Origin of the sequence: Streptomyces luteoverticillatus (genome assembly GCF_003970715.1) — a bacterium.
Lineage (GTDB): Bacteria > Actinomycetota > Actinomycetes > Streptomycetales > Streptomycetaceae > Streptomyces > Streptomyces abikoensis.
This window is the reverse complement of record NZ_CP034587.1, coordinates 3,644,498-3,662,159: the sequence shown is the minus strand read 5'-3', so window position 1 is coordinate 3,662,159 and position 17,662 is coordinate 3,644,498. Positions and strand designations below refer to the sequence as shown.

Genomic DNA, 17,662 nt, shown 5'->3' with positions numbered 1-17,662 from the left:
GAGGGCTCACCCATGTCCCGCACCCTGGATCCCGCCCTGGCCGGCCTGGCGCAGGGCTGGTGCGCCCTCTCGGCGCTGCACAGCCGGATCGAGGCGCACATAGAGCGCGCCCTCCAGAACCACCACGAGCTGAGCGTGCGCGAGTTCTCCGTGCTCGACGTCCTCAACCGCCAGCACAACGGCGAGGGCGGCCACCTGCGGATGAACGAGGTGGCGGACGCGGTCGTCCTCAGCCAGTCCGCGACGACGCGCCTGGTCACCCGCCTCGAGGACCGCGGCCTGCTGACGCGCTACCTCTGCCTCACCGACCGGCGCGGCATCTACACCGACGTCACGGACGCCGGCCGCGCCCTCCTCGAAGAGGCTCGCCCCACCAATGACGCGGCCCTGCGCGAGGCGCTGGACGAGGCCGCGAACCGGACCGAGCTCGCCCCGCTGGTCGCCGCGGTGGAGTCCCTCGCCCCCGCCGCCTCGTGACCACCGGCCCGAGGTAACCATCGGACCGAGGTAACACCGGCCCGAGCCGCCCGGCCCCTGTCAGCCGCCGGGCCGGTCGCACTCAGGGGCCGGAGCGGTCACATCTCGCGTGCGCGGGCCCGCTCCCGGTGCGCCTTCTGCCGGCAGGCCGCGGCGCAGTACCGGGCGGGCCGGCCCGTACGAGCGGCGGCCACCGGCCCACCGCATACGGCACACCGGGTTTCGTTACGGTTCGGGGCGGGATTCGCGGGGAGTTTCGTCACATGCCGCCCCGGTCGGAGGCTGTCGCACGCCAGCGCGGTCATCCTGCCCGGCGCCGTCCCCGGCCCCCGCCGCTGCTCCATCGACAGACACCCCATGAGCAGGGCCGTCACATCACCGACGGACACGTCCTTCCTTACCGCGCCCGCCTGTTGGGCCCGCTCCAGCAGGACGGCGAGAGCGTCCCGGAAGTCCGCCTCGACCCCGGGGGACGGCTCGAAACTGCCCTCCAGCGCGTCGCACAGGCCCTTGTTCCGCACGGACAACCGCACCACAGCCGCCAGATAGCGATAGAACACCCGCCCGGGGTCGTCCGCGTGCGCCAACTCCCGTGCCGTATCGGTGAAGAGTCGCACCCGGTCCACGACCGTGGCCCTGAACAGGGCTTCCTTGGACGGGAAATGGCGGTAGACAGTACCCGCTCCCACCCCGGCCCGGCGCGCGATCTCACCCAGCGGCACCGCCAACCCCTGCTCCTCGAAGGCCGATCGGGCGGCCTGGAGGACCAGCGCGCGGTTGCGACGGGCGTCCGAACGCAGCGGCTGAGAGACCGGCGAAGCGGTCGTCGGGGTCCTGCGCTGAGCCATGCGGCTGGGTCTCCGGAGGGCTGGGAGGGAAACGGGACTGGGGTTCCGATTCTATCCGTGCGAATGAGCGAGGGCCCACAGCGCCATACCGGGACAAAAACCAACATGAAGCAGAAGCGCGAAAGCCCGGAAGCCCGGAAAGCAAAAAGCCGCCGCCGGCGCGTGAAGCGCCGACGGCGGCTCGATGCGGTGGCGCGGCCCGGCACGGCCGCGCCACGCGGTCAGCCGGAGATCACCGCGTCCCAGGCCTTGCCCGCGGCCGCCAGGGCACCGTCCTCGTCCGCGACCGGGACGCCCAGGGCGCGCAGCCCCGCGGCGAGCGCGGCCAGCGAGTCGAGTACGACCTCCCGGTCCGCGTCGAGGCCGTAGTGGTTGACCCGGATCATCTCCGTCGCCAGCGTGCCCCCGGCCGCCTGGACGGGCACGGACGCGTCGGCCGCCAGGGCGGCCGCCACGATGTCGCGGGCGTCGACGCCGTCGGGCGCGCGCAGCGTGGTGGCGGCGGGCGCCGCGTCCTCGTCGCGAACGACGTAGGGCGCGAGGGCGCCCAGCGCCCGTACGCCCGCGCGCGTGGCGGCGGACGCGGCGCGGTGGCGGGCGATCACGCCGTCCAGGCCGTCCCCGGCGATACGGTCGGCGGCCTGCTCCAGCGCGAGCATCTCCAGCTGGGCCGGCGCGTGCGGGAGGGCGGCACGGCCGCCGTCGATCCAGCGCTCCTTCCAGTCCAGCAGGGAGAGATAGGAGCGGCGCGGCGCCTGCTCGTTGGCGGCGATGCGCTCCCAGGCGCGGGCGCTCACGGAGACGACGGAGACTCCCGCCGGGCCCGCCATGGCCTTCTGGCCGCCGATGACGCACAGGTCGATGCCCCACTCGTCGGTGAGCAGCGGCTCGGCGGCGATGGAGGCGACGGCGTCCAGCATCAGCAGGGCGCCGTGCTCACGGACGACCGCGGCGATCTCGGCGACGGGGTTGGTGTTGCCGGTCGCCGCCTCGGCGTGCACCAGGCTGACGAAGTCGATGCCGGGGTTCGCGCGCAGCGCCTCGGCCACCTGCTCGGCGCTGACCGCCCCGCTGAACGGCGCGCTCACGGTCACCACTTCGGCGCCGCAGGAGCGCAGCCAGCCGCCGAAGGTCTCGCCGTACGGGCCGGTGATGATGTTCAGCGCGGTGCTGCCGGGCCGCACGGCCGAGCGGATGCACGCCTCCAGCGGGAGCAGTGCCTCGCCCTGCATGGTGACGACGGTCTCGCGCGTGCGCATCAGCGCCGCGACCTTGTCCTCGATCCGAGCGAAGTGGCCCGCGCCGAGAGGCGCGAAGTCGAGCAGGTCCGGTGCGGTGTTCGCGGTCACGGTGCCTTCCAGGGGATGTCGCGCCGCGTCGCGGCGCCCGCCAATCTCCCGCCGACTCTACGTCCGCACCCCCGGCCATGCCGACAATCCGACTATCGCCAACCACCCGTGTCGACGCCGCCCGGCACCGCGCCCCCGGGCTCGTAGGGCTCACGGGTGAAGACGAAGGTGCCGAGGTCGAGATGGCTCGCCGTGCCGTCCTCGCGGCGCACGGCCCGCAGGGTCTCCCCCGCGTAGTAGCCGTCGAGCCCCGTCCAGGTGCCGTCCTCCTCGGCGCGGAAGCGCGCGGCGCGCCCGCCGTTGCCCACCGGTCCCAGGCGCAGCGCCCGGTCGGCGTCCAGGCGCAGGACGAACGGGGTGGCGCCCCAGTACCAGGGCCCGGTCAGCTCCAGCAGGGCCGGCTCCACGCCGTCGAGCGGACGCCAGGGCTCCGGGATCCGGGGTTCGTGCTCCACGACCGTGCGCACGAGGTCCGTGACGACGGGGACCAGGCCGAAGAACGAGGTGAGGTTGCTCAGCGCCACGGCCGCGACGCCCTCGGCGGGGTCGGCCCACAGCGACGCCACGAAGCCCGGCATGCTGCCCGTGTGCCCGCACAGGACCCGTCCGTCGTGGCGCGTCAGCTGGAGGCCCAGGCCGTAGGCGCCCGTCCAGTCCGGCCCCTGGGGCTCGGTCCGCGGCGTCCGCATCTCCGCCACCGTGCTCGCCTTGAGCACCCGGTCGTCGCCGTTCAGCAGGAACTCCGCGAAGCGGCACAGGTCGGCGGCCGTGGACCAGAGCTGGCCGGCGGCCGCCATGTGCCCGGTGTCCACCGCGGGTTCCGGGAGCAGCACGTCCGCCCAGGGGTGCACGGCCCGGCCCTCGGCGTACGGCGCCTCGGGGCCGAGGGTCGTACGCGGCATGCCCAGCGGCAGCAGCACCTCCCGGCGCAGCACCTCGTACCAGTGCTCACCGCGCAGCCGCTCCACCAGCGCGCCGAGCAGCGCGTATCCGGGGTTGGAGTAGTGGTGGAGGCGCCCTGCGGGATGGCGCTGGGGGCGCTCGCCGAAGATGTCCGCGAGCTCGGGGCGCAGAGCGCCGTCCGTACGCTCCCACCAGGGGCCGCGCGCCTCCGCCGCCAGTCCCGAGGTGTGCGACAGCAGTTGGGCGATGGTCGCCCGGCCGCCCTCGGGCGTGTCGAGATACGTCCCGAGCGGCTCGTCGAGGTCGATCAGCCCCTCGTCGCGCAGCCGCATGACGAGGACGGCGACGAGTGACTTGGTGATCGAGCCGATCCGGTACTGCGTCTCGGCACCGGGGGTCTCCCCGGCCACGTCGCCCCGCCCGGCGGACCACACCATGCGCCCGTTCCGCGTCACCGCGCCCACCAGCGAGGGCGCGCGACCCTCGGCCTGGCCGGTGGCGAGCCGGTGCAGCAGCGCGCGCCGGGTGGCCGGAAGGAGCTCGTCGAGGGGGGCGGCGTCCGGAAGTTCTTGCTTGGGCACTTCGCACGAGACAGTCATGTCCCGCACCCTAGCCAGGCCTTCTCCCCGGACGCCGAAAGGCTTCCGCCTTCCGATCAGGTCTGCGCCATGTCGACGAAACGGGAGTAGTGGCCCTGGAAGGCCACGGTGATCGTGGCGGTGGGGCCGTTACGGTGCTTGCCGACGATGATGTCCGCCTCGCCCGCGCGGGGCGACTCCTTCTCGTAGGCGTCCTCGCGGTGGAGCAGGATGACCATGTCGGCGTCCTGCTCGATGGAGCCGGACTCTCGCAGGTCGGAGACCATCGGCTTCTTGTCCGTACGCTGCTCGGGGCCACGGTTCAGCTGGGAGAGCGCGATGACCGGGAGCTCCAGCTCCTTGGCCAGCAGCTTGAGGTTACGGGACATGTCCGAGACCTCCTGCTGGCGGCTCTCGGCGCGCTTGGAGCCACCGGACTGCATCAGCTGGAGATAGTCGATGATCACGAGCTTGAGGTCGGCGCGCTGCTTCAGCCGGCGGCACTTGGCGCGGATCTCCATCATCGACAGGTTCGGCGAGTCGTCGATGAAGAGCGGGGCGGCGGAGACGTCGGGCATCCGGCGGGCGAGCCGGGTCCAGTCGTCGTCCGTCATGGAACCGGAGCGCATGTGGTGGAGGGCGACGCGGGCCTCGGCGGACAGCAGACGCATCGCGATCTCGTTGCGGCCCATTTCGAGCGAGAAGATCACGCTCGGCATGTTGTGCTTGATCGAACAGGCGCGGGCGAAGTCAAGCGCGAGGGTCGACTTACCCATGGCGGGACGGGCCGCGATGACGATCATCTGGCCGGGGTGGAGGCCGTTCGTCAGGGCGTCGAGATCGGTGAAGCCCGTGGGGACACCGGTCATCTCGCCGCTGCGGGAGCCGATCGCCTCGATCTCGTCGAGCGCGCCCTCCATGATGTCGCCGAGCGGGAGGTAGTCCTCGCTGGTGCGCTGCTCGGTGACGGCGTAGACCTCGGCCTGGGCCTTGTTGACGATGTCGTCGACATCGCCGTCGGCCGCGTATCCCATCTGCGTGATGCGCGTACCGGCCTCGACCAGGCGGCGCAGGACCGCGCGCTCGTGGACGATCTCGGCGTAGTACTCGGCGTTGGCCGCGGTCGGCACCGACTGCACCAGGGTGTGCAGATACGCCGCGCCGCCGACCTTGGTGATCTCACCGCGCTTGGTGAGCTCGGCGGCGACGGTGATGGGGTCGGCCGGCTCGCCCTTGGCGTACAGGTCGAGAATGGCCTGGTAGACCGTCTCGTGGGCCGGACGGTAGAAGTCCTGGCCCTTGAGGACCTCGACCACATCGGCGATGGCGTCCTTCGACAGCAGCATGCCGCCGAGGACGGACTGCTCCGCGTCGAGATCCTGCGGGGGCACGCGCTCGAAGCCGCTGCTCCGCTCCCAGGAGCCCTCGTCCCCCCGGTCGTGCTGCTCGCCGCGGCCCTTGCCGTCACCGCGCCGGGAGCGGGGGAAGGGAAGCCGGTCACCGGGGCCGCCGTCGCCCCACGGGCCGTCGTCCATGGGCTCGGGAATGCTCACCCGGGCCACCTCCTCCCGTCCGCCGAGCGGACCTCGCCGTGCCACTCCTTCTTACGGCACGGCTCTGACAAATAGGACGCCCGACTCCGGTTCTTGCGCGTCGAGTTCGCGGTGGATTCGCGAGGGGATCGCGACGGACCCGTGAGGTCCGCGAAGCGATGACGGGAGCGGTGGACAGATGGCGGGCGCCGGTCCACGGTAGGGCCCCGGGCACCGTCAGCCAATCTGGTTATCCACAGGGCATGTGGATGAGCGGCCCAAGCCTGTGGAGAAGTCCCCGTAACCTGTGCACGGGCCGGGGGAAAGCACTGTGGACAAACACACAATCACCTCCACCACAAGGCCCTGACCTGCACCTTTGCCATCCACCGGCTGTTGAGGAGAAAAACTTTCCCCGTTGGCCCGAGATCACGACAAACGGCGCAGAGAAGATCGCGCACCACCCGCCGCAGTAAGGGTCCTAAGCTAGATGCACTGATTACCTGTGGAAGATGGGAGGGACTCCGTGCCCCAGGCCACCGCGCCCGTCCGGCCAGACGTCCGCCGGCACGACCGTGAGATCGTCGCCCTGTCCGTCCCGGCCTTCGGCGCCCTCGTCGCGGAGCCCCTCTTCGTGATGGCCGACAGCGCCATCGTGGGGCACCTCGGCACCCCTCAGCTCGCGGGCCTCGGCATCGCCGCCGCGCTGCTCACCACGGCCGTCAGCGTCTTCGTCTTCCTCGCCTACGCCACCACCGCCGCCGTGGCCCGCCGGGTCGGCGCCGGCGACCTCCCGGCCGCCATCCGCCAGGGCATGGACGGCATATGGCTGGCACTGATACTCGGGGCGGTGGTCACCGCCGCCATGCTGGCCACCGCCCCGCTCCTCGCCCGCGCCTTCGGCGCCTCCCCCACCGCCGCCCCGTACGCCACCACCTATCTGCGGATCAGCGCGCTGGGCATCCCCGCGATGCTCGTCGTCCTCGCCGCCACGGGCGTCCTGCGCGGCCTCCAGAACACCAGGACGCCGCTGTACGTCGCCGTCGGCGGATTCGTCGCCAACGCCGTGCTCAACGTCGCGCTCGTCTACGGCGCGGGCCTGGGGATCGCCGGTTCCGCCTGGGGGACGGTCCTCGCCCAGTGCGCCATGGCCGCCGTCTACCTCATCGTCGTCGTCCGGAGAGCCCGGCGGCACGGCGCCCCGCTCCGGCCCGACGCCGCGGGGATACGGGCCTGCGCCCGGGCCGGTGCGCCCCTGCTGGTGCGCACCCTCTCGCTGCGCGCCATCCTCATGATCGCCACGGCGGTGGCGGCACGGCTCGGTGACGCCGACATCGCCGCGCACCAGGTCGTGCTCTCCCTGTGGAGCCTCCTGGCCTTCGCGCTGGACGCCATCGCCATCGCCGGGCAGGCGATCATAGGCCGCTACCTGGGTGCCGGGGACACCGCCGGGGCGCGGGCCGTCTGCCGCCGCATGGTGCAGTGGGGCATCGCCTCCGGCGTGGTGCTGGGGGCCCTGGTGGTGGTGGGCCGGCACGCGTTCGTCCCGCTGTTCACCTCGGACCCGGCCGTACGGGACGCCCTGCTGCCCGCCCTGCTCGTGGTCGCCGTGGGACAGCCCGTCGCCGGAGTGGTCTTCGTCCTGGACGGAGTGCTGATGGGCGCCGGGGACGGGCCCTATCTGGCCCGGGCGATGCTCGTGGTCCTCGCCGTCTTCGCCCCGGCCGCCCTGCTGGTACCCGGCCTCGGAGGCGGCCTGACAGCGCTGTGGTGGGCCATGACGCTGATGCTCACGGCCCGGCTGGTGACCTTGTGGCTGAGGGCGCGCTCGGGCCGCTGGATCGTCACCGGGGCCGTACGGGGCTGAGGGCGCCGGCACGCCGTCGGGGAGCGGTCCTGTGAGCCAGCAGCTACCGGCCCACTCAGGTGAAACGTTTCCGTGAAATGCGAAAGGGCCGCACCCCTCGCGGGATGCGGCCCTTCAAACCGCTGCCTGGTGCGAACGTCAGGCGGCGACGACCTCGATGCCGAGCTTGGCAACGACGTCGGCGTGCAGACGCACGGACACCTGGTGGGCGCCCAGGGTCTTGATGGGCGAGCCCAGCTCGACGCGGCGCTTGTCGACCTGCGGACCACCGGAAGCCTTGATCGCGGAAGCGACGTCGGCCTGGGTCACGGAGCCGAACAGGCGGCCGGCCTCGCCGGCGCGGACGGCAAGGCGAACCTTGGCGCCCTCGAGCTGACCCTTGATCTCGTTGGCCTGCTCGATCGTGGCGATCTCGCGGATCTTACGAGCGCGACGGATCTGCTCGACGTCCTTCTCGCCACCCTTGGTCCAGCGGATCGCGAAACCACGCGGGACCAGGTAGTTACGGGCGTAGCCGTCCTTGACGTCGACGACGTCACCGGCGATGCCGAGGCCGGAGACCTCGTGGGTGAGGATGATCTTCATTAGTTGGTCACCCTTCCCTTATCGCGCGGAGGACGTGTAGGGCAGCAGCGCCATCTCACGGCTGTTCTTCACGGCCGTGGCGACGTCACGCTGGTGCTGAGTGCAGTTGCCGGTCACGCGACGGGCACGGATCTTGCCGCGGTCGGAAATGAACTTCCGCAGCATGTTCGTGTCCTTGTAGTCCACGTAAGCGGTCTTGTCCTTGCAGAACGCGCAGACCTTCTTCTTGGGCTTGCGCGGGGGCGGCTTCGCCATTGTCTCTCTCCTGTGAATCAAGAAGTTTTGTGCTGTCGCCCTCGGGCCCCTTGAGGCCCGGGTCCCCGGGGGACCTAGAAGGGCGGCTCGTCGGAGTAGCCGCCGCCGGAGTTGCCGGAGCCGCCGCCCCAGCCACCTCCGCCGCCGCCCTGCTGGTTGCCGGACGGAGCGCTGGACGCCCAGGGGTCGTCGGCGGGAGCCCCGCCGCCCTGCTGGCCGCCGGGACCGGAGCCCCAGCCGCCACCACCCTGCTGGCCGCCACCGCCGCCGCCGAAGCCACCCTGGCCACCGCGACCCGTGGTCTTGGTGACCTTCGCCGTGGCGTTCTTCAGGCTGGGCCCGACCTCTTCGACGTCGAGCTCGAAGACCGTGCGCTTGACGCCCTCGCGGTCCTCGTAGGACCGCTGCTTCAGACGGCCCTGCACGATGACGCGCATGCCTCGCTGAAGCGACTCGGCGACGTTCTCCGCCGCCTGCCGCCAGACCGAGCACGTGAGGAAGAGGCTTTCGCCGTCCTTCCACTCGTTGGTCTGGCGGTCGAAGGTGCGGGGAGTGGACGCGACACGGAACTTCGCGACCGCCGCACCGGACGGGGTGAAGCGCAGCTCGGGGTCGTCGACGAGATTGCCGACGACCGTGATGACGGTCTCGCCTGCCATGGATGAACCTCTCGGCGGGTGTGCTGCTGGCTGCTTGCTACTCGTGGAGTTGCAGCCCGATTACCTCTGAACCTTCAGGTTCAGTGGGTCTCGGGACGGAGGACCTTGGTCCGGAGGACCGACTCGTTCAGGTTCATCTGGCGGTCGAGCTCCTTGACGACCTCAGGCGTGGCCTGCAGGTCGATGACCGAGTAGATGCCCTCGGGCTTCTTCTTGATCTCGTAAGCGAGACGACGACGGCCCCAGGTGTCGACCTTCTCGACCTTTCCGTTGCCCTCACGGACGACGGAGAGGAAGTTCTCGATCAGCGGGGAGACAGAGCGCTCCTCGAGATCGGGGTCGAGGATGACCATCACCTCGTAGTGACGCATGTGGAACCCACCTCCTTTGGACTCAGCGGCCACGGTCGATCCGTGGCAGGAGGGTCGTGATGCGTGAACAACGGTATCGGCGGACACTGACAATCAGCGGAAAGTCCCTGGGTTGCCCCTGGGACCGAAGCTGGGTCCGGGCAGACACCGGTGCAGACCGTACAGAGTACCCGCACTTCGGCGCGTGGTTGAAATCGGGCGACCCGGCCCCTCAGTCTGGACCGGACGGGTGTGACCGGCGCCATAGCGCGCCGCCTGCTTTCAGGAGGTGCCCCCATGACACAGGCAGCACGACAGCCCCGCGGGCTCCGCTCGCTGCTCAGCGGTGTGCTCAACAGCGACGGAAAGCCCCATCCCGTCGAGAACACCTTCGTCGCCGTGACGGTCGTGCTCGGTGCGCTCGCCTTCATCTCCTCGGCCTTCGACAACCTCCACCTGCTCTCGTCCTGGAGCGGGCTCGTGGGCATCCTCACGGGGGCCTGGGGACAGTTCATTTCGGCCACCACCGGCGAGCGCTTCCTGCTGATCATCGGGCTCGGCGCCTCGGCCATCGGCTTCTTCCTGGGCATGGCGCACGGCGGACTCTTCGGGGGTGTGATCGGATAGCGGACCGTACGCCCAATCGGGGCGCTCCCCTGTCGCAGTAGGCTTCGGCGCGAGAGCCGGAGCCCCGACCATGGGGACACACCTGCCGAGGAGCGCCCCGCATGAGCCTGACCCTGAGGACAATCAGCCGAGAGCAGCATCTGGCATACATCCAGAGCCTGCCCGCGGCCAGTCACATGCAGGTGCCGGGGTGGGCCGATGTGAAGAGCGAGTGGCGCTCCGAGAACCTGGGCTGGTTCGACAAGAACGGCCAGATGGTCGGTGCCGGCCTGGTCCTCTACCGCCAGCTGCCCAAGATCAAGCGCTACCTGGCCTACCTGCCCGAGGGCCCGGTCATCAACTGGTACGCCCCGAACCTGCGCGACTGGCTGGAGCCCATGCTGGCCCACCTCAAGCAGCAGGGCGCCTTCTCCGTGAAGATGGGCCCGCCGGTGGTCATCCGCCGCTGGGACGCCGACGCGATCAAGAAGGGCATCGCCGACCCGGACGCCAAGCGCCTGCGCGACGTCGAGGCCACCTTCATCGAGCCGCGCGCCTTCGAGGTCGCCGATCAGCTGCGCCGGATGGGCTGGCAGCAGGGCGAGGAGGAGGGCGCCGGCTTCGGCGACGTCCAGCCCCGCTACGTCTTCCAGGTGCCGCTGGAGGGCCGCTCGCTGGAGGACGTCCACAAGGGCTTCAACCAGCTGTGGCGGCGCAACATCAAGAAGGCCGAGAAGGCCGGCGTCGAGGTCGTCCAGGGCGGCTACGAGGACCTGCCCACCTGGCAGCACCTCTACGAGATCACCGCCGTGCGCGACAAGTTCCGCCCGCGCCCCCTGAGCTACTTCCAGCGCATGTGGACGGCCCTCAACAGCGAGGACCCCAACCGCATGCGGCTGTACTTCGCCGTGCACGAGGGCGAGGCCGTCGCCGCCGCGACGATGCTGATCGTCGGCGGGCACGTCTGGTACTCCTACGGCGCCTCCGCCAACCACAAGCGCGAGGTCCGTCCGTCGAACGCGATGCAGTGGCGGATGCTGCGCGACGCCTACGCCCTGGGCGCCAGCGTCTACGACCTGCGGGGCATCGGTGACTCGCTGGAGGAGACCGACCACCTCTTCGGCCTGATCCAGTTCAAGGTCGGCACGGGCGGCCAGGCGGCCGAGTACCTCGGCGAGTGGGACTTCCCGCTCAACAAGCTGCTCCACAAGGCGCTCGACATGTACATGTCGCGGCGTTGATCCAGCAGCTCCAACCACACTCAGGGAAAGGTTCCGGGACCGGCCATGGCGCTCACGCTCTATGTCGACACCGCGCGCTGGCGGGCACACCAGCAGTCCGTCATCCAGCAGTTTCCGGGGATCATCCCCGTCTGCAAGGGCAACGGCTACGGCTTCAGCAATGAGCGCCTGGCCGACGAGGTCACGCGCATGGGCGCGGACACCCTCGCCGTCGGCACCACCTACGAAGCGGCCCGGATCAAGGACTACTTCAGCGGCGACCTGCTGGTACTGACGCCCTTCCGGCTCGGCGAGGAGCCGGTGCCGCTGCCGGACCGGGCCATCCGGTCCGTCTCCTCGGTCGAGGGCGTGCGCGGGCTGGTGGGCGCCCGCGTGGTCATCGAGGTCATGAGCAGCATGAAGCGGCACGGCATCAGCGAGGAGGACCTCCCCAAGCTGCACGCCGCCATCGAGGACGTGCGCCTGGAGGGCTTCGCGATACACCTCCCGCTCGACCACACGGACGGCGGCAACGGCGTCGACGAGGTCACCGCGTGGATGGAGCGGCTGCGCAACGCCCACCTGCCGCTGCACACGATGTTCGTCAGCCACCTCAAGTCGGAGGAGCTCCGCGAGCTCCAGCAGCGTTTCCCCCAGACCCGCTTCCGGGCCCGGATCGGCACCCGGCTGTGGCTGGGCGACCACGACGCCACCCAGTACCGGGGCGCCGTCCTGGACGTCACCCCCGTCGCCAAGGGCGACCGCTTCGGCTACCGGCAGCAGAAGGCCGCCGGTGACGGCTACCTGGTCGTGGTGGCCGGCGGCACCTCGCACGGCGTCGGGCTGGAGGCGCCGAAGGCGCTCCACGGCATGATGCCGCGCGCCAAGGGCGTGGCCCGGGCGGGCCTGGCCACCATGAACCGCAATCTGTCGCCCTTCGTCTGGGCCGGCAAGCAGCGGTGGTTCGCGGAGCCCCCGCACATGCAGGTCTCCATCCTGTTCGTGCCGAACGACGCCCCCGCCCCGCAGGTCGGCGATGAGCTGGTGGCCCATCTGCGGCACACCACCACGCAGTTCGACCGCGTCGTCGACCACTGATTCCACCCCCCGTGTGATGTGGCCGGGAGCCGTGACTCAGGCGTCGTGGCTCCCGGTTCCCCATGCGACGCGCGTGCCTTCGGAGGGCTCGGCGTGCCGCTCGCGGCGCGCGGAGCCGAGGACGAATATGTCCGGCGCCCCGTCCAGGACGCCTCCGGAGGGGTCGTCCGAACCGTCGCGGCGCACCACGTCCCGCTCGGGCTTGAGGATGTCCCGCACGACCAGCGCGCAGAGGTAGAGCGTGCCCAGCAGGTGGACGACGATCGCCAGTTGGTAGGCCTCCGTCGGCAGCCCCTGGTGCTTGTCGCCGCTGCCGTTGTAGGCCAGGTAGAACCAGATGGCCAGGAAGTACAGGACCTCGCAGGCCTGCCAGACCAGGAAGTCGCGCCACTTGGGCCGGGCCAGCGCGGCGAGCGGCACCAGCCACAGCACGTACTGCGGCGAATAGACCTTGTTGACGAGGACGAACAGCGCCACCACCAGGAAGGCCAGCTGCGCGAAGCGCGGGCGCCTGGGGGCCCTCAGCGCGAGGGCGCCAAGGCCGAGGCAGCCGAGGATCATCAGCAGGGTCGCGTAGACGTTGACGTCGTTCAGCGGATCGCCGGTGCGCTCGGAGATGAAGAGCCAGAGGGAGCCGAAGTCGACCGGGCGTGCCTGGCTGAAGGTGTAGAACTTCGCCCATCCCTCGCGGATGTGGAAGCCCGTGGCGTCATGGGTGAACATGAGCGGCAGATTCACCGCCAGCCAGGCGGCCACCGCGCCGCCCGCGGCGGTGAGGAAGGCCCGCAGCCGCCCGGCCCGCCAGCACAGTACGAGCAGCGGCCCGAGCAGCAGCACGGGATACAGCTTCGCGGCGGCCGCCAGGCCGATCAGCACGCCCGACAGCACCGTGCGCCCACGGGACCACATCAGCATCGCGGCGGCCGTCAGAGCGACCGCGAAGAGGTCCCAGTTGATGGTGGCCGTGAGCGCGAAGGCCGGGGCGAGGGCCACCAGCAGCGCGTCCCAGGGGCGGCGCCGGTGCGTACGGGCCACGCACACCGCGATGACGGCCGTGCAGGCCAGCAGCATGCCGGCGTTCACGAACCAGTACAGCTGCTCGCGGTGCTGGAGGCTTCCGGCGCTCGGCGTGAACAGCGCCGCGACCTCCATGAACAGCCCCGTCAGGACCGGGTACTCCAGATAGTCCATGCCGCCGCCGACGGACTGGGGAATCCGGTCTAGGTACGGGATGAGGCCCTGGTCGAACCCTCGACCGTTGTAGAGGTGCGGGATGTCGGAATAACAGGCGTGGGTGTACTGGGTGGTGGCGCCGAAGAACCAGCCGTGGTCGTAGCACGGCAGCTTCTGCACCATGCCGAGCGCGAACATCCCGATCGCCATGAGCGCGATCACCCGCACGGGCGTCCACCAGTGCGCGCCGATCAGCGCACGCCGCCCCACCGGCCCGCCGATGAGCTCACTGCCGGCCGCGGCCACCTCGTCCTCGACGGTGGGCCGTACAAGCTGATCGTCCCGCGCGCTCCTCATGCCCTCATCCTGCCGTACCCGCCGTCGCCCCCGCGGAGCCTGTGGACAACCGCGAGGGCCGCCCCGCGCGAACGCGGGACGGCCCTCGAAAAGACGTGCTCAGAGAGCCCGTGACGGATTAATACGATGATCAGCCACCCGGGCCGCCGAACAGTCCGCCACCGCCGCCCGGCGGGCGCCGGTTGCCGCTCGGCGACGGCGACTCACTCGGGTCTCCGGCGCCGCCGGCACCTCCGGGACCGCCCGCAGCGCCCCCGTCCTTGCCGCCGTTGCCATTGCCGTTGCTCCCGCCGTTGCCACCGAACTTGCACTTGAAGTCGAACGGAGCGCAGGACCCGCTCGGGGAGGGGGAGGCGGACGGGGACTTCGAGGGCGTCGCCGACGGCGAGACCGGGGCCGAGGGGGTCGTGGCCGGCACGGGGGTGGGGGAGGGGCTGGCCCCGTCCCCGAACACCTTCTGTCCGATCGGCTGCGGCGGGTCGAACTGGAGCACCGGCTTGCCCTTGAGCGCTTCGGTCATGTAGTCCGCCCAGATCTCCGCCGGGAACGAGGCGCCGTGGATGGTGGGCTGGCCGCCCACACCGCGCATCGACAGGAACTCCTGGTTCTTGGCGTTGGGGTCGACGCGGTACATGCCGATCGCCGTCGACAGCTGCGGGGTGTAGCCCGCGAACCAGGCGGAGCGGTTGCCGTCGGTCGTACCCGTCTTGCCCGCCACCGGGCGGTCACCGAGCTTGGCCTTGGTGCCGGTACCCGACTCCACGACGGTCTTGAGCACGTCGGTGACGTTGTTGGCGACGTTGGAGTCGAAGGCCTGGGCGCTCTTCTCCTCGTGCTCGTAGGCCGGCTTGCCGTCCTTCTCGACCTTCGTCACGGAGTAGGGGTCGACCTGCTTGCCGCTGGCCGCGAACGTCGCGTAGGCGCCGGCCAGCCGGATGGCGCTGGGTGCCGACGTGCCCAGCGAGAAGGTCGGGGTCAGCGAGGCGAGCTGGTCCTTGTCCAGACCGGCCTTGAGCGCGGCCTCCTGCACCAGGTCGGTGCCCACGTCCATGCCGAGCTGGATGTAGGGGGTGTTCACCGAGAACTGCATGGCCGTGCGGAGGCTGACGAGACCCTTGTCCTCGTCGCCGTCGTTCGGCTGGTGCCACTCCTTGCCGTCCTGGTCGTGCCAGACCGTGCCGTTGTAGGTCCGCAGGGTCACCTTGTTGTTGCCGTTGTAGACGCTCTCCGGCGAGACGACCGTGCGCTGGCTGTCGCTCTGCTTCGGGCCGAGCGCCGGGTTGCGCTTGCCGTGCGTCATCGCCGCGGCCAGTACGAACGGCTTGAACGTCGAACCGACCTGGACACCGGTGTAGTCGGCGTTGTTGGTGAAGTGCTCCAGCGCGTTCTCACCGCCGTAGATGGCGACGATCTTGCCGGTCTTGGGCTCCACCGAGGCGCCGCCGAACTGGACGAACTGGTCGACGTCGCGCACCTTCGGCTTGATGTTCGCCTTGCGCACCTCCTCGACCGACTTCGACAGCGCGTCCACCTTGTCCCGGTCGAACGTCGTGTAGATCTGGTAGCCGCCCTTGTCCAGCTCCGCCTTGCTGATCTTGGAGTGGGCGACGATGTAGTTGTCGGCGAGGTCGGTGAGGTAACCGATCTGGCCGGCGCGGTTGGTCGCGGGCTTCGGCTTCTGCACCTTGGGGAAGCCCGCCGCGACCCACTTGTCGCGGTCCGGGGCCTCCATGCGGCCGACCTGGACCTCACGGTCGAGCGTCCACTTCCAGCGGTCGGAAGCTCGCTTGAGGTTCTTCTCCGGCGTCGCCGCCGGGCCCTGGCCGCCGTACGGGTCGTAGAGGTTCGGGCCGTTCAGGGTCGCCGACAGGAACGCGCTCTCGCTGGGCGTCAGGTCCGCGCAGTCCTTGTCGAAGTACGCCCGCGCCGCGGCCTGGATGCCGTAGGCGCCACGCCCGTAGTACGCCGTATTGAGGTAGCCGGCCAGGATGTCCTTCTTGTCCTGGGTGGCACCGACCTTGACCGAGATGAGCAGCTCGGTGATCTTGCGCTTGAGCGTCTGCTCCTGGCTCAGATAGGTGTTCTTCACGAACTGCTGCGTGATGGTCGAGCCGCTCTGCGTCTCACCGCCCTGCGCCATCTTCACGACGGCACGGGCGATGCCCATGGGGTCGACGCCCATGTCCTGCTCGAAGCTGGCGTTCTCCGCGGAGATCACCGCGTTCTGCATCGCGAGGGGGATCTGGGAGATCGGCACGATCTGGCGGTTGAGACTGCCGCCTCCCGCGACGACCATCTGTTTGCCATCGGCCCAGTAATAAACGTTCTTCTGGACCACGGCGGCCTTCTGCGCGCTCGGCACCTGCACCACCGCGAGCGCGATGCCGACGCTGCCGAGGATCAGGCCCACGAACGAGACGATCAGACCCGCGGTGAGCTTCCAGGAAGGAAGCCAGCGCCGGAACCCGGTCTTGCCCGCACGCGGATAGTCGATGAGCCGCTTGGCGCCGGACCGGCCGCCGTCCCGGCGACCTCGCCCCCCGAGCCCCTGCTCGGGGGAGCGTCTGCGCCCGCCCGGACCGCCGGAGCCACCGCGCGGAGCACCGCGTCGGGCCCCGGGCCGGCTGTCGTACGGAGGCTCACCACGGCCGGAGCCGGGCGGGGCCGAGTGGGTGGATGGTGCTGCGCGACGGCCTGGCGTCGGCTGCTGGGCCGCGCGACGGGCCGCGGCTCGTCCGCCGCCTTGAGGCGGCGGCGGCTTGCGGCGGTGCTCGCTCATCGAACGAATACTCCTCGGGCAGGCGCTATCGCCTGACAGCGGCAGGGTGGCTTGCGTTCCCCCCGACGTGCGACCCCCGTGTCCCCCTGACCGGCGGGCCGCACTGCGTACAGGTCCAGGACGTCTGTGGACGTCACCCGGTTCCCTGTGGTCTGCATGGCGCACAGACTACGCACGGCCAAATCCAGCCCACTGCGGATGTTCACTCCAAATCAGGCCGCTTGTGTCCCACGAATCAGTGATGTGACCTCGTTCACCGTGCCCCCTCTTGTCGTTGGTGATCGTCCGTTCTATCGTCTGGATGTATCGAGTCGATACATCAGCTCGCCATAAGGGACCAATAAGGATTTAGGGATCACAAGGAACTAGGCTGTGGGCGACAAGGAGGCGACATATGAGCAGACGCTCCGGCATCCTCGAGTTCGCCGTCCTCGGCCTGCTCCGCGAAGCCCCGATGCACGGCTACGAGCTGCGCAAGAGGCTCAACACCTCGCTCGGGGTGTTCCGCGCGTTCAGCTACGGCTCCCTGTATCCCTGCCTGAAGTCCCTCGTGGCGAACGGCTGGCTGATCGAGGAACCCGGAAGCTCCCCGGAGGACGCCCGCGCGGCGTCACTGGCCGGACGACGGGCGAAGATCGTCTACCGCCTCACGGCGGAGGGCAAGGAGCACTTCGAGGAGCTCCTCGCCCACACCGGCCCGGACGCGTGGGAGGACGAGCACTTCGCCGCCCGCTTCGCGTTCTTCGGGCAGACCTCGCGGGATGTACGGATGCGGGTGCTGGAAGGCCGCCGCAGCCGGCTGGAGGAGCGTCTCGAGAAGATGCGCGCCTCCCTGGCCCGTACGCGGGAACGGCTGGACGACTACACCCTCGAGCTGCAGCGCCACGGCATGGAGTCCGTGGAGCGCGAGGTTCGCTGGCTGAACGAGCTGATCGAGAGCGAGCGGGCCGGGCGTGACAAACGCCCCGGCCCGGATCAGTGAGCTCTGCACCCGCAGAGCTACGTCGAGTACAAACAGGGAGCAAC

At 70.3% G+C, this 17,662-nt stretch carries 16 protein-coding genes; 6 read left to right on the top strand and 10 right to left on the bottom strand.

What is annotated here, in order from left to right; genetic code table 11:
• The first annotated feature begins 12 nt into the window (after window positions 1-12).
• Complete coding sequence (locus EKH77_RS16155; RefSeq protein ID WP_126915064.1) at window positions 13-477, top strand: MarR family winged helix-turn-helix transcriptional regulator; 465 nt, start codon at window positions 13-15, stop codon at window positions 475-477.
• 98 nt (window positions 478-575) lie between these two features.
• Here the strand turns inward: EKH77_RS16155 and EKH77_RS16150 are convergent, their stop codons facing one another.
• The 4 genes from EKH77_RS16150 to dnaB form a co-directional block, all read right to left on the bottom strand.
• On the bottom strand, window positions 576-1,325 hold the full coding sequence (locus tag EKH77_RS16150; RefSeq protein ID WP_126915063.1) for a TetR/AcrR family transcriptional regulator: 750 nt from the start codon (window positions 1,323-1,325) through the stop codon (window positions 576-578).
• A 221-nt stretch (window positions 1,326-1,546) separates the two neighbouring features.
• Window positions 1,547-2,674, bottom strand: coding sequence for a pyridoxal-phosphate-dependent aminotransferase family protein (locus EKH77_RS16145; protein ID WP_126915062.1), 1,128 nt, complete (start codon window positions 2,672-2,674; stop codon window positions 1,547-1,549).
• Between the two features lie 92 nt (window positions 2,675-2,766).
• Window positions 2,767-4,176 (bottom strand): serine hydrolase domain-containing protein, encoded by a 1,410-nt coding sequence (locus EKH77_RS16140; RefSeq protein WP_126915061.1) that lies wholly within the window; start codon window positions 4,174-4,176, stop codon window positions 2,767-2,769.
• Between the two features lie 56 nt (window positions 4,177-4,232).
• The gene (gene dnaB, locus EKH77_RS16135; RefSeq protein ID WP_126918093.1) at window positions 4,233-5,690 is read right to left on the bottom strand and encodes a replicative DNA helicase; all 1,458 of its coding nucleotides are present in this window, start codon (window positions 5,688-5,690) and stop codon (window positions 4,233-4,235) included.
• 523 nt (window positions 5,691-6,213) lie between these two features.
• Here dnaB and EKH77_RS16130 point away from each other — a divergent pair.
• Window positions 6,214-7,554, top strand: coding sequence for an MATE family efflux transporter (locus EKH77_RS16130; RefSeq protein ID WP_126915060.1), 1,341 nt, complete (start codon window positions 6,214-6,216; stop codon window positions 7,552-7,554).
• Between the two features lie 138 nt (window positions 7,555-7,692).
• Here EKH77_RS16130 and rplI read toward each other — a convergent pair whose 3' ends face one another.
• The 4 genes from rplI to rpsF all read right to left on the bottom strand — a co-directional run bounded on the left by rplI (window position 7,693) and on the right by rpsF (window position 9,424).
• Window positions 7,693-8,139: a 50S ribosomal protein L9 gene (gene rplI, locus EKH77_RS16125; RefSeq protein WP_126915059.1), complete on the bottom strand. Its 447-nt coding sequence runs from the start codon at window positions 8,137-8,139 to the stop codon at window positions 7,693-7,695.
• 18 nt (window positions 8,140-8,157) lie between these two features.
• On the bottom strand, window positions 8,158-8,394 hold the full coding sequence (gene rpsR / locus EKH77_RS16120) for a 30S ribosomal protein S18 (protein ID WP_004950692.1): 237 nt from the start codon (window positions 8,392-8,394) through the stop codon (window positions 8,158-8,160).
• A gap of 74 nt (window positions 8,395-8,468) precedes the next feature.
• A complete protein-coding gene (locus EKH77_RS16115; RefSeq protein WP_126915058.1) occupies window positions 8,469-9,053 on the bottom strand; it encodes a single-stranded DNA-binding protein in 585 nt (194 codons plus the stop codon).
• A gap of 80 nt (window positions 9,054-9,133) precedes the next feature.
• Entirely contained in the window at window positions 9,134-9,424 is a 291-nt protein-coding gene (rpsF, locus tag EKH77_RS16110; protein ID WP_126915057.1) for a 30S ribosomal protein S6, read from the bottom strand.
• Window positions 9,425-9,700: 276 nt separating this feature from the next.
• Between rpsF and EKH77_RS16105 the strand changes: the two genes are divergently transcribed.
• The 3 genes from EKH77_RS16105 (at window position 9,701) to EKH77_RS16095 (ending at window position 12,327) form a co-directional block, all read left to right on the top strand.
• Window positions 9,701-10,030, top strand: coding sequence for a hypothetical protein (locus EKH77_RS16105; RefSeq protein WP_126915056.1), 330 nt, complete (start codon window positions 9,701-9,703; stop codon window positions 10,028-10,030).
• Between the two features lie 101 nt (window positions 10,031-10,131).
• Entirely contained in the window at window positions 10,132-11,250 is a 1,119-nt protein-coding gene (locus tag EKH77_RS16100; protein WP_126915055.1) for a lipid II:glycine glycyltransferase FemX, read from the top strand.
• A 45-nt stretch (window positions 11,251-11,295) separates the two neighbouring features.
• Window positions 11,296-12,327, top strand: coding sequence for an alanine racemase (locus EKH77_RS16095; RefSeq protein WP_126915054.1), 1,032 nt, complete (start codon window positions 11,296-11,298; stop codon window positions 12,325-12,327).
• 36 nt (window positions 12,328-12,363) lie between these two features.
• Here the strand turns inward: EKH77_RS16095 and EKH77_RS16090 are convergent, their stop codons facing one another.
• A complete protein-coding gene (locus EKH77_RS16090; protein WP_126915053.1) occupies window positions 12,364-13,857 on the bottom strand; it encodes a glycosyltransferase family 87 protein in 1,494 nt (497 codons plus the stop codon).
• Window positions 13,858-13,987: 130 nt separating this feature from the next.
• A complete protein-coding gene (locus EKH77_RS16085) occupies window positions 13,988-16,636 on the bottom strand; it encodes a transglycosylase domain-containing protein (protein ID WP_126915052.1) in 2,649 nt (882 codons plus the stop codon).
• 394 nt (window positions 16,637-17,030) lie between these two features.
• Here EKH77_RS16085 and EKH77_RS16080 point away from each other — a divergent pair, with 394 nt between their 5' ends.
• A complete protein-coding gene (locus EKH77_RS16080; protein ID WP_126915051.1) occupies window positions 17,031-17,618 on the top strand; it encodes a PadR family transcriptional regulator in 588 nt (195 codons plus the stop codon).
• Window positions 17,619-17,662: the final 44 nt, after the last annotated feature.

What these genes read in the sequence shown, in the direction of transcription:
- EKH77_RS16155 (WP_126915064.1), top strand. Translation starts at nt 13, where the DNA reads ATGTCCCGCACCCTGGATCCCGCCCTGGCCGGCCTGGCGCAGGGCTGG.
- EKH77_RS16150 (WP_126915063.1), bottom strand. Translation starts at nt 1,325, where the DNA reads ATGGCTCAGCGCAGGACCCCGACGACCGCTTCGCCGGTCTCTCAGCCG.
- EKH77_RS16140 (WP_126915061.1), bottom strand. Translation starts at nt 4,176, where the DNA reads ATGACTGTCTCGTGCGAAGTGCCCAAGCAAGAACTTCCGGACGCCGCC.
- dnaB (WP_126918093.1), bottom strand. Translation starts at nt 5,690, where the DNA reads ATGGACGACGGCCCGTGGGGCGACGGCGGCCCCGGTGACCGGCTTCCC.
- rplI (WP_126915059.1), bottom strand. Translation starts at nt 8,139, where the DNA reads ATGAAGATCATCCTCACCCACGAGGTCTCCGGCCTCGGCATCGCCGGT.
- rpsR (WP_004950692.1), bottom strand. Translation starts at nt 8,394, where the DNA reads ATGGCGAAGCCGCCCCCGCGCAAGCCCAAGAAGAAGGTCTGCGCGTTC.
- EKH77_RS16115 (WP_126915058.1), bottom strand. Translation starts at nt 9,053, where the DNA reads ATGGCAGGCGAGACCGTCATCACGGTCGTCGGCAATCTCGTCGACGAC.
- rpsF (WP_126915057.1), bottom strand. Translation starts at nt 9,424, where the DNA reads ATGCGTCACTACGAGGTGATGGTCATCCTCGACCCCGATCTCGAGGAG.
- EKH77_RS16105 (WP_126915056.1), top strand. Translation starts at nt 9,701, where the DNA reads ATGACACAGGCAGCACGACAGCCCCGCGGGCTCCGCTCGCTGCTCAGC.
- EKH77_RS16100 (WP_126915055.1), top strand. Translation starts at nt 10,132, where the DNA reads ATGAGCCTGACCCTGAGGACAATCAGCCGAGAGCAGCATCTGGCATAC.
- EKH77_RS16095 (WP_126915054.1), top strand. Translation starts at nt 11,296, where the DNA reads ATGGCGCTCACGCTCTATGTCGACACCGCGCGCTGGCGGGCACACCAG.
- EKH77_RS16090 (WP_126915053.1), bottom strand. Translation starts at nt 13,857, where the DNA reads ATGAGGAGCGCGCGGGACGATCAGCTTGTACGGCCCACCGTCGAGGAC.
- EKH77_RS16085 (WP_126915052.1), bottom strand. Translation starts at nt 16,636, where the DNA reads ATGAGCGAGCACCGCCGCAAGCCGCCGCCGCCTCAAGGCGGCGGACGA.
- EKH77_RS16080 (WP_126915051.1), top strand. Translation starts at nt 17,031, where the DNA reads ATGAGCAGACGCTCCGGCATCCTCGAGTTCGCCGTCCTCGGCCTGCTC.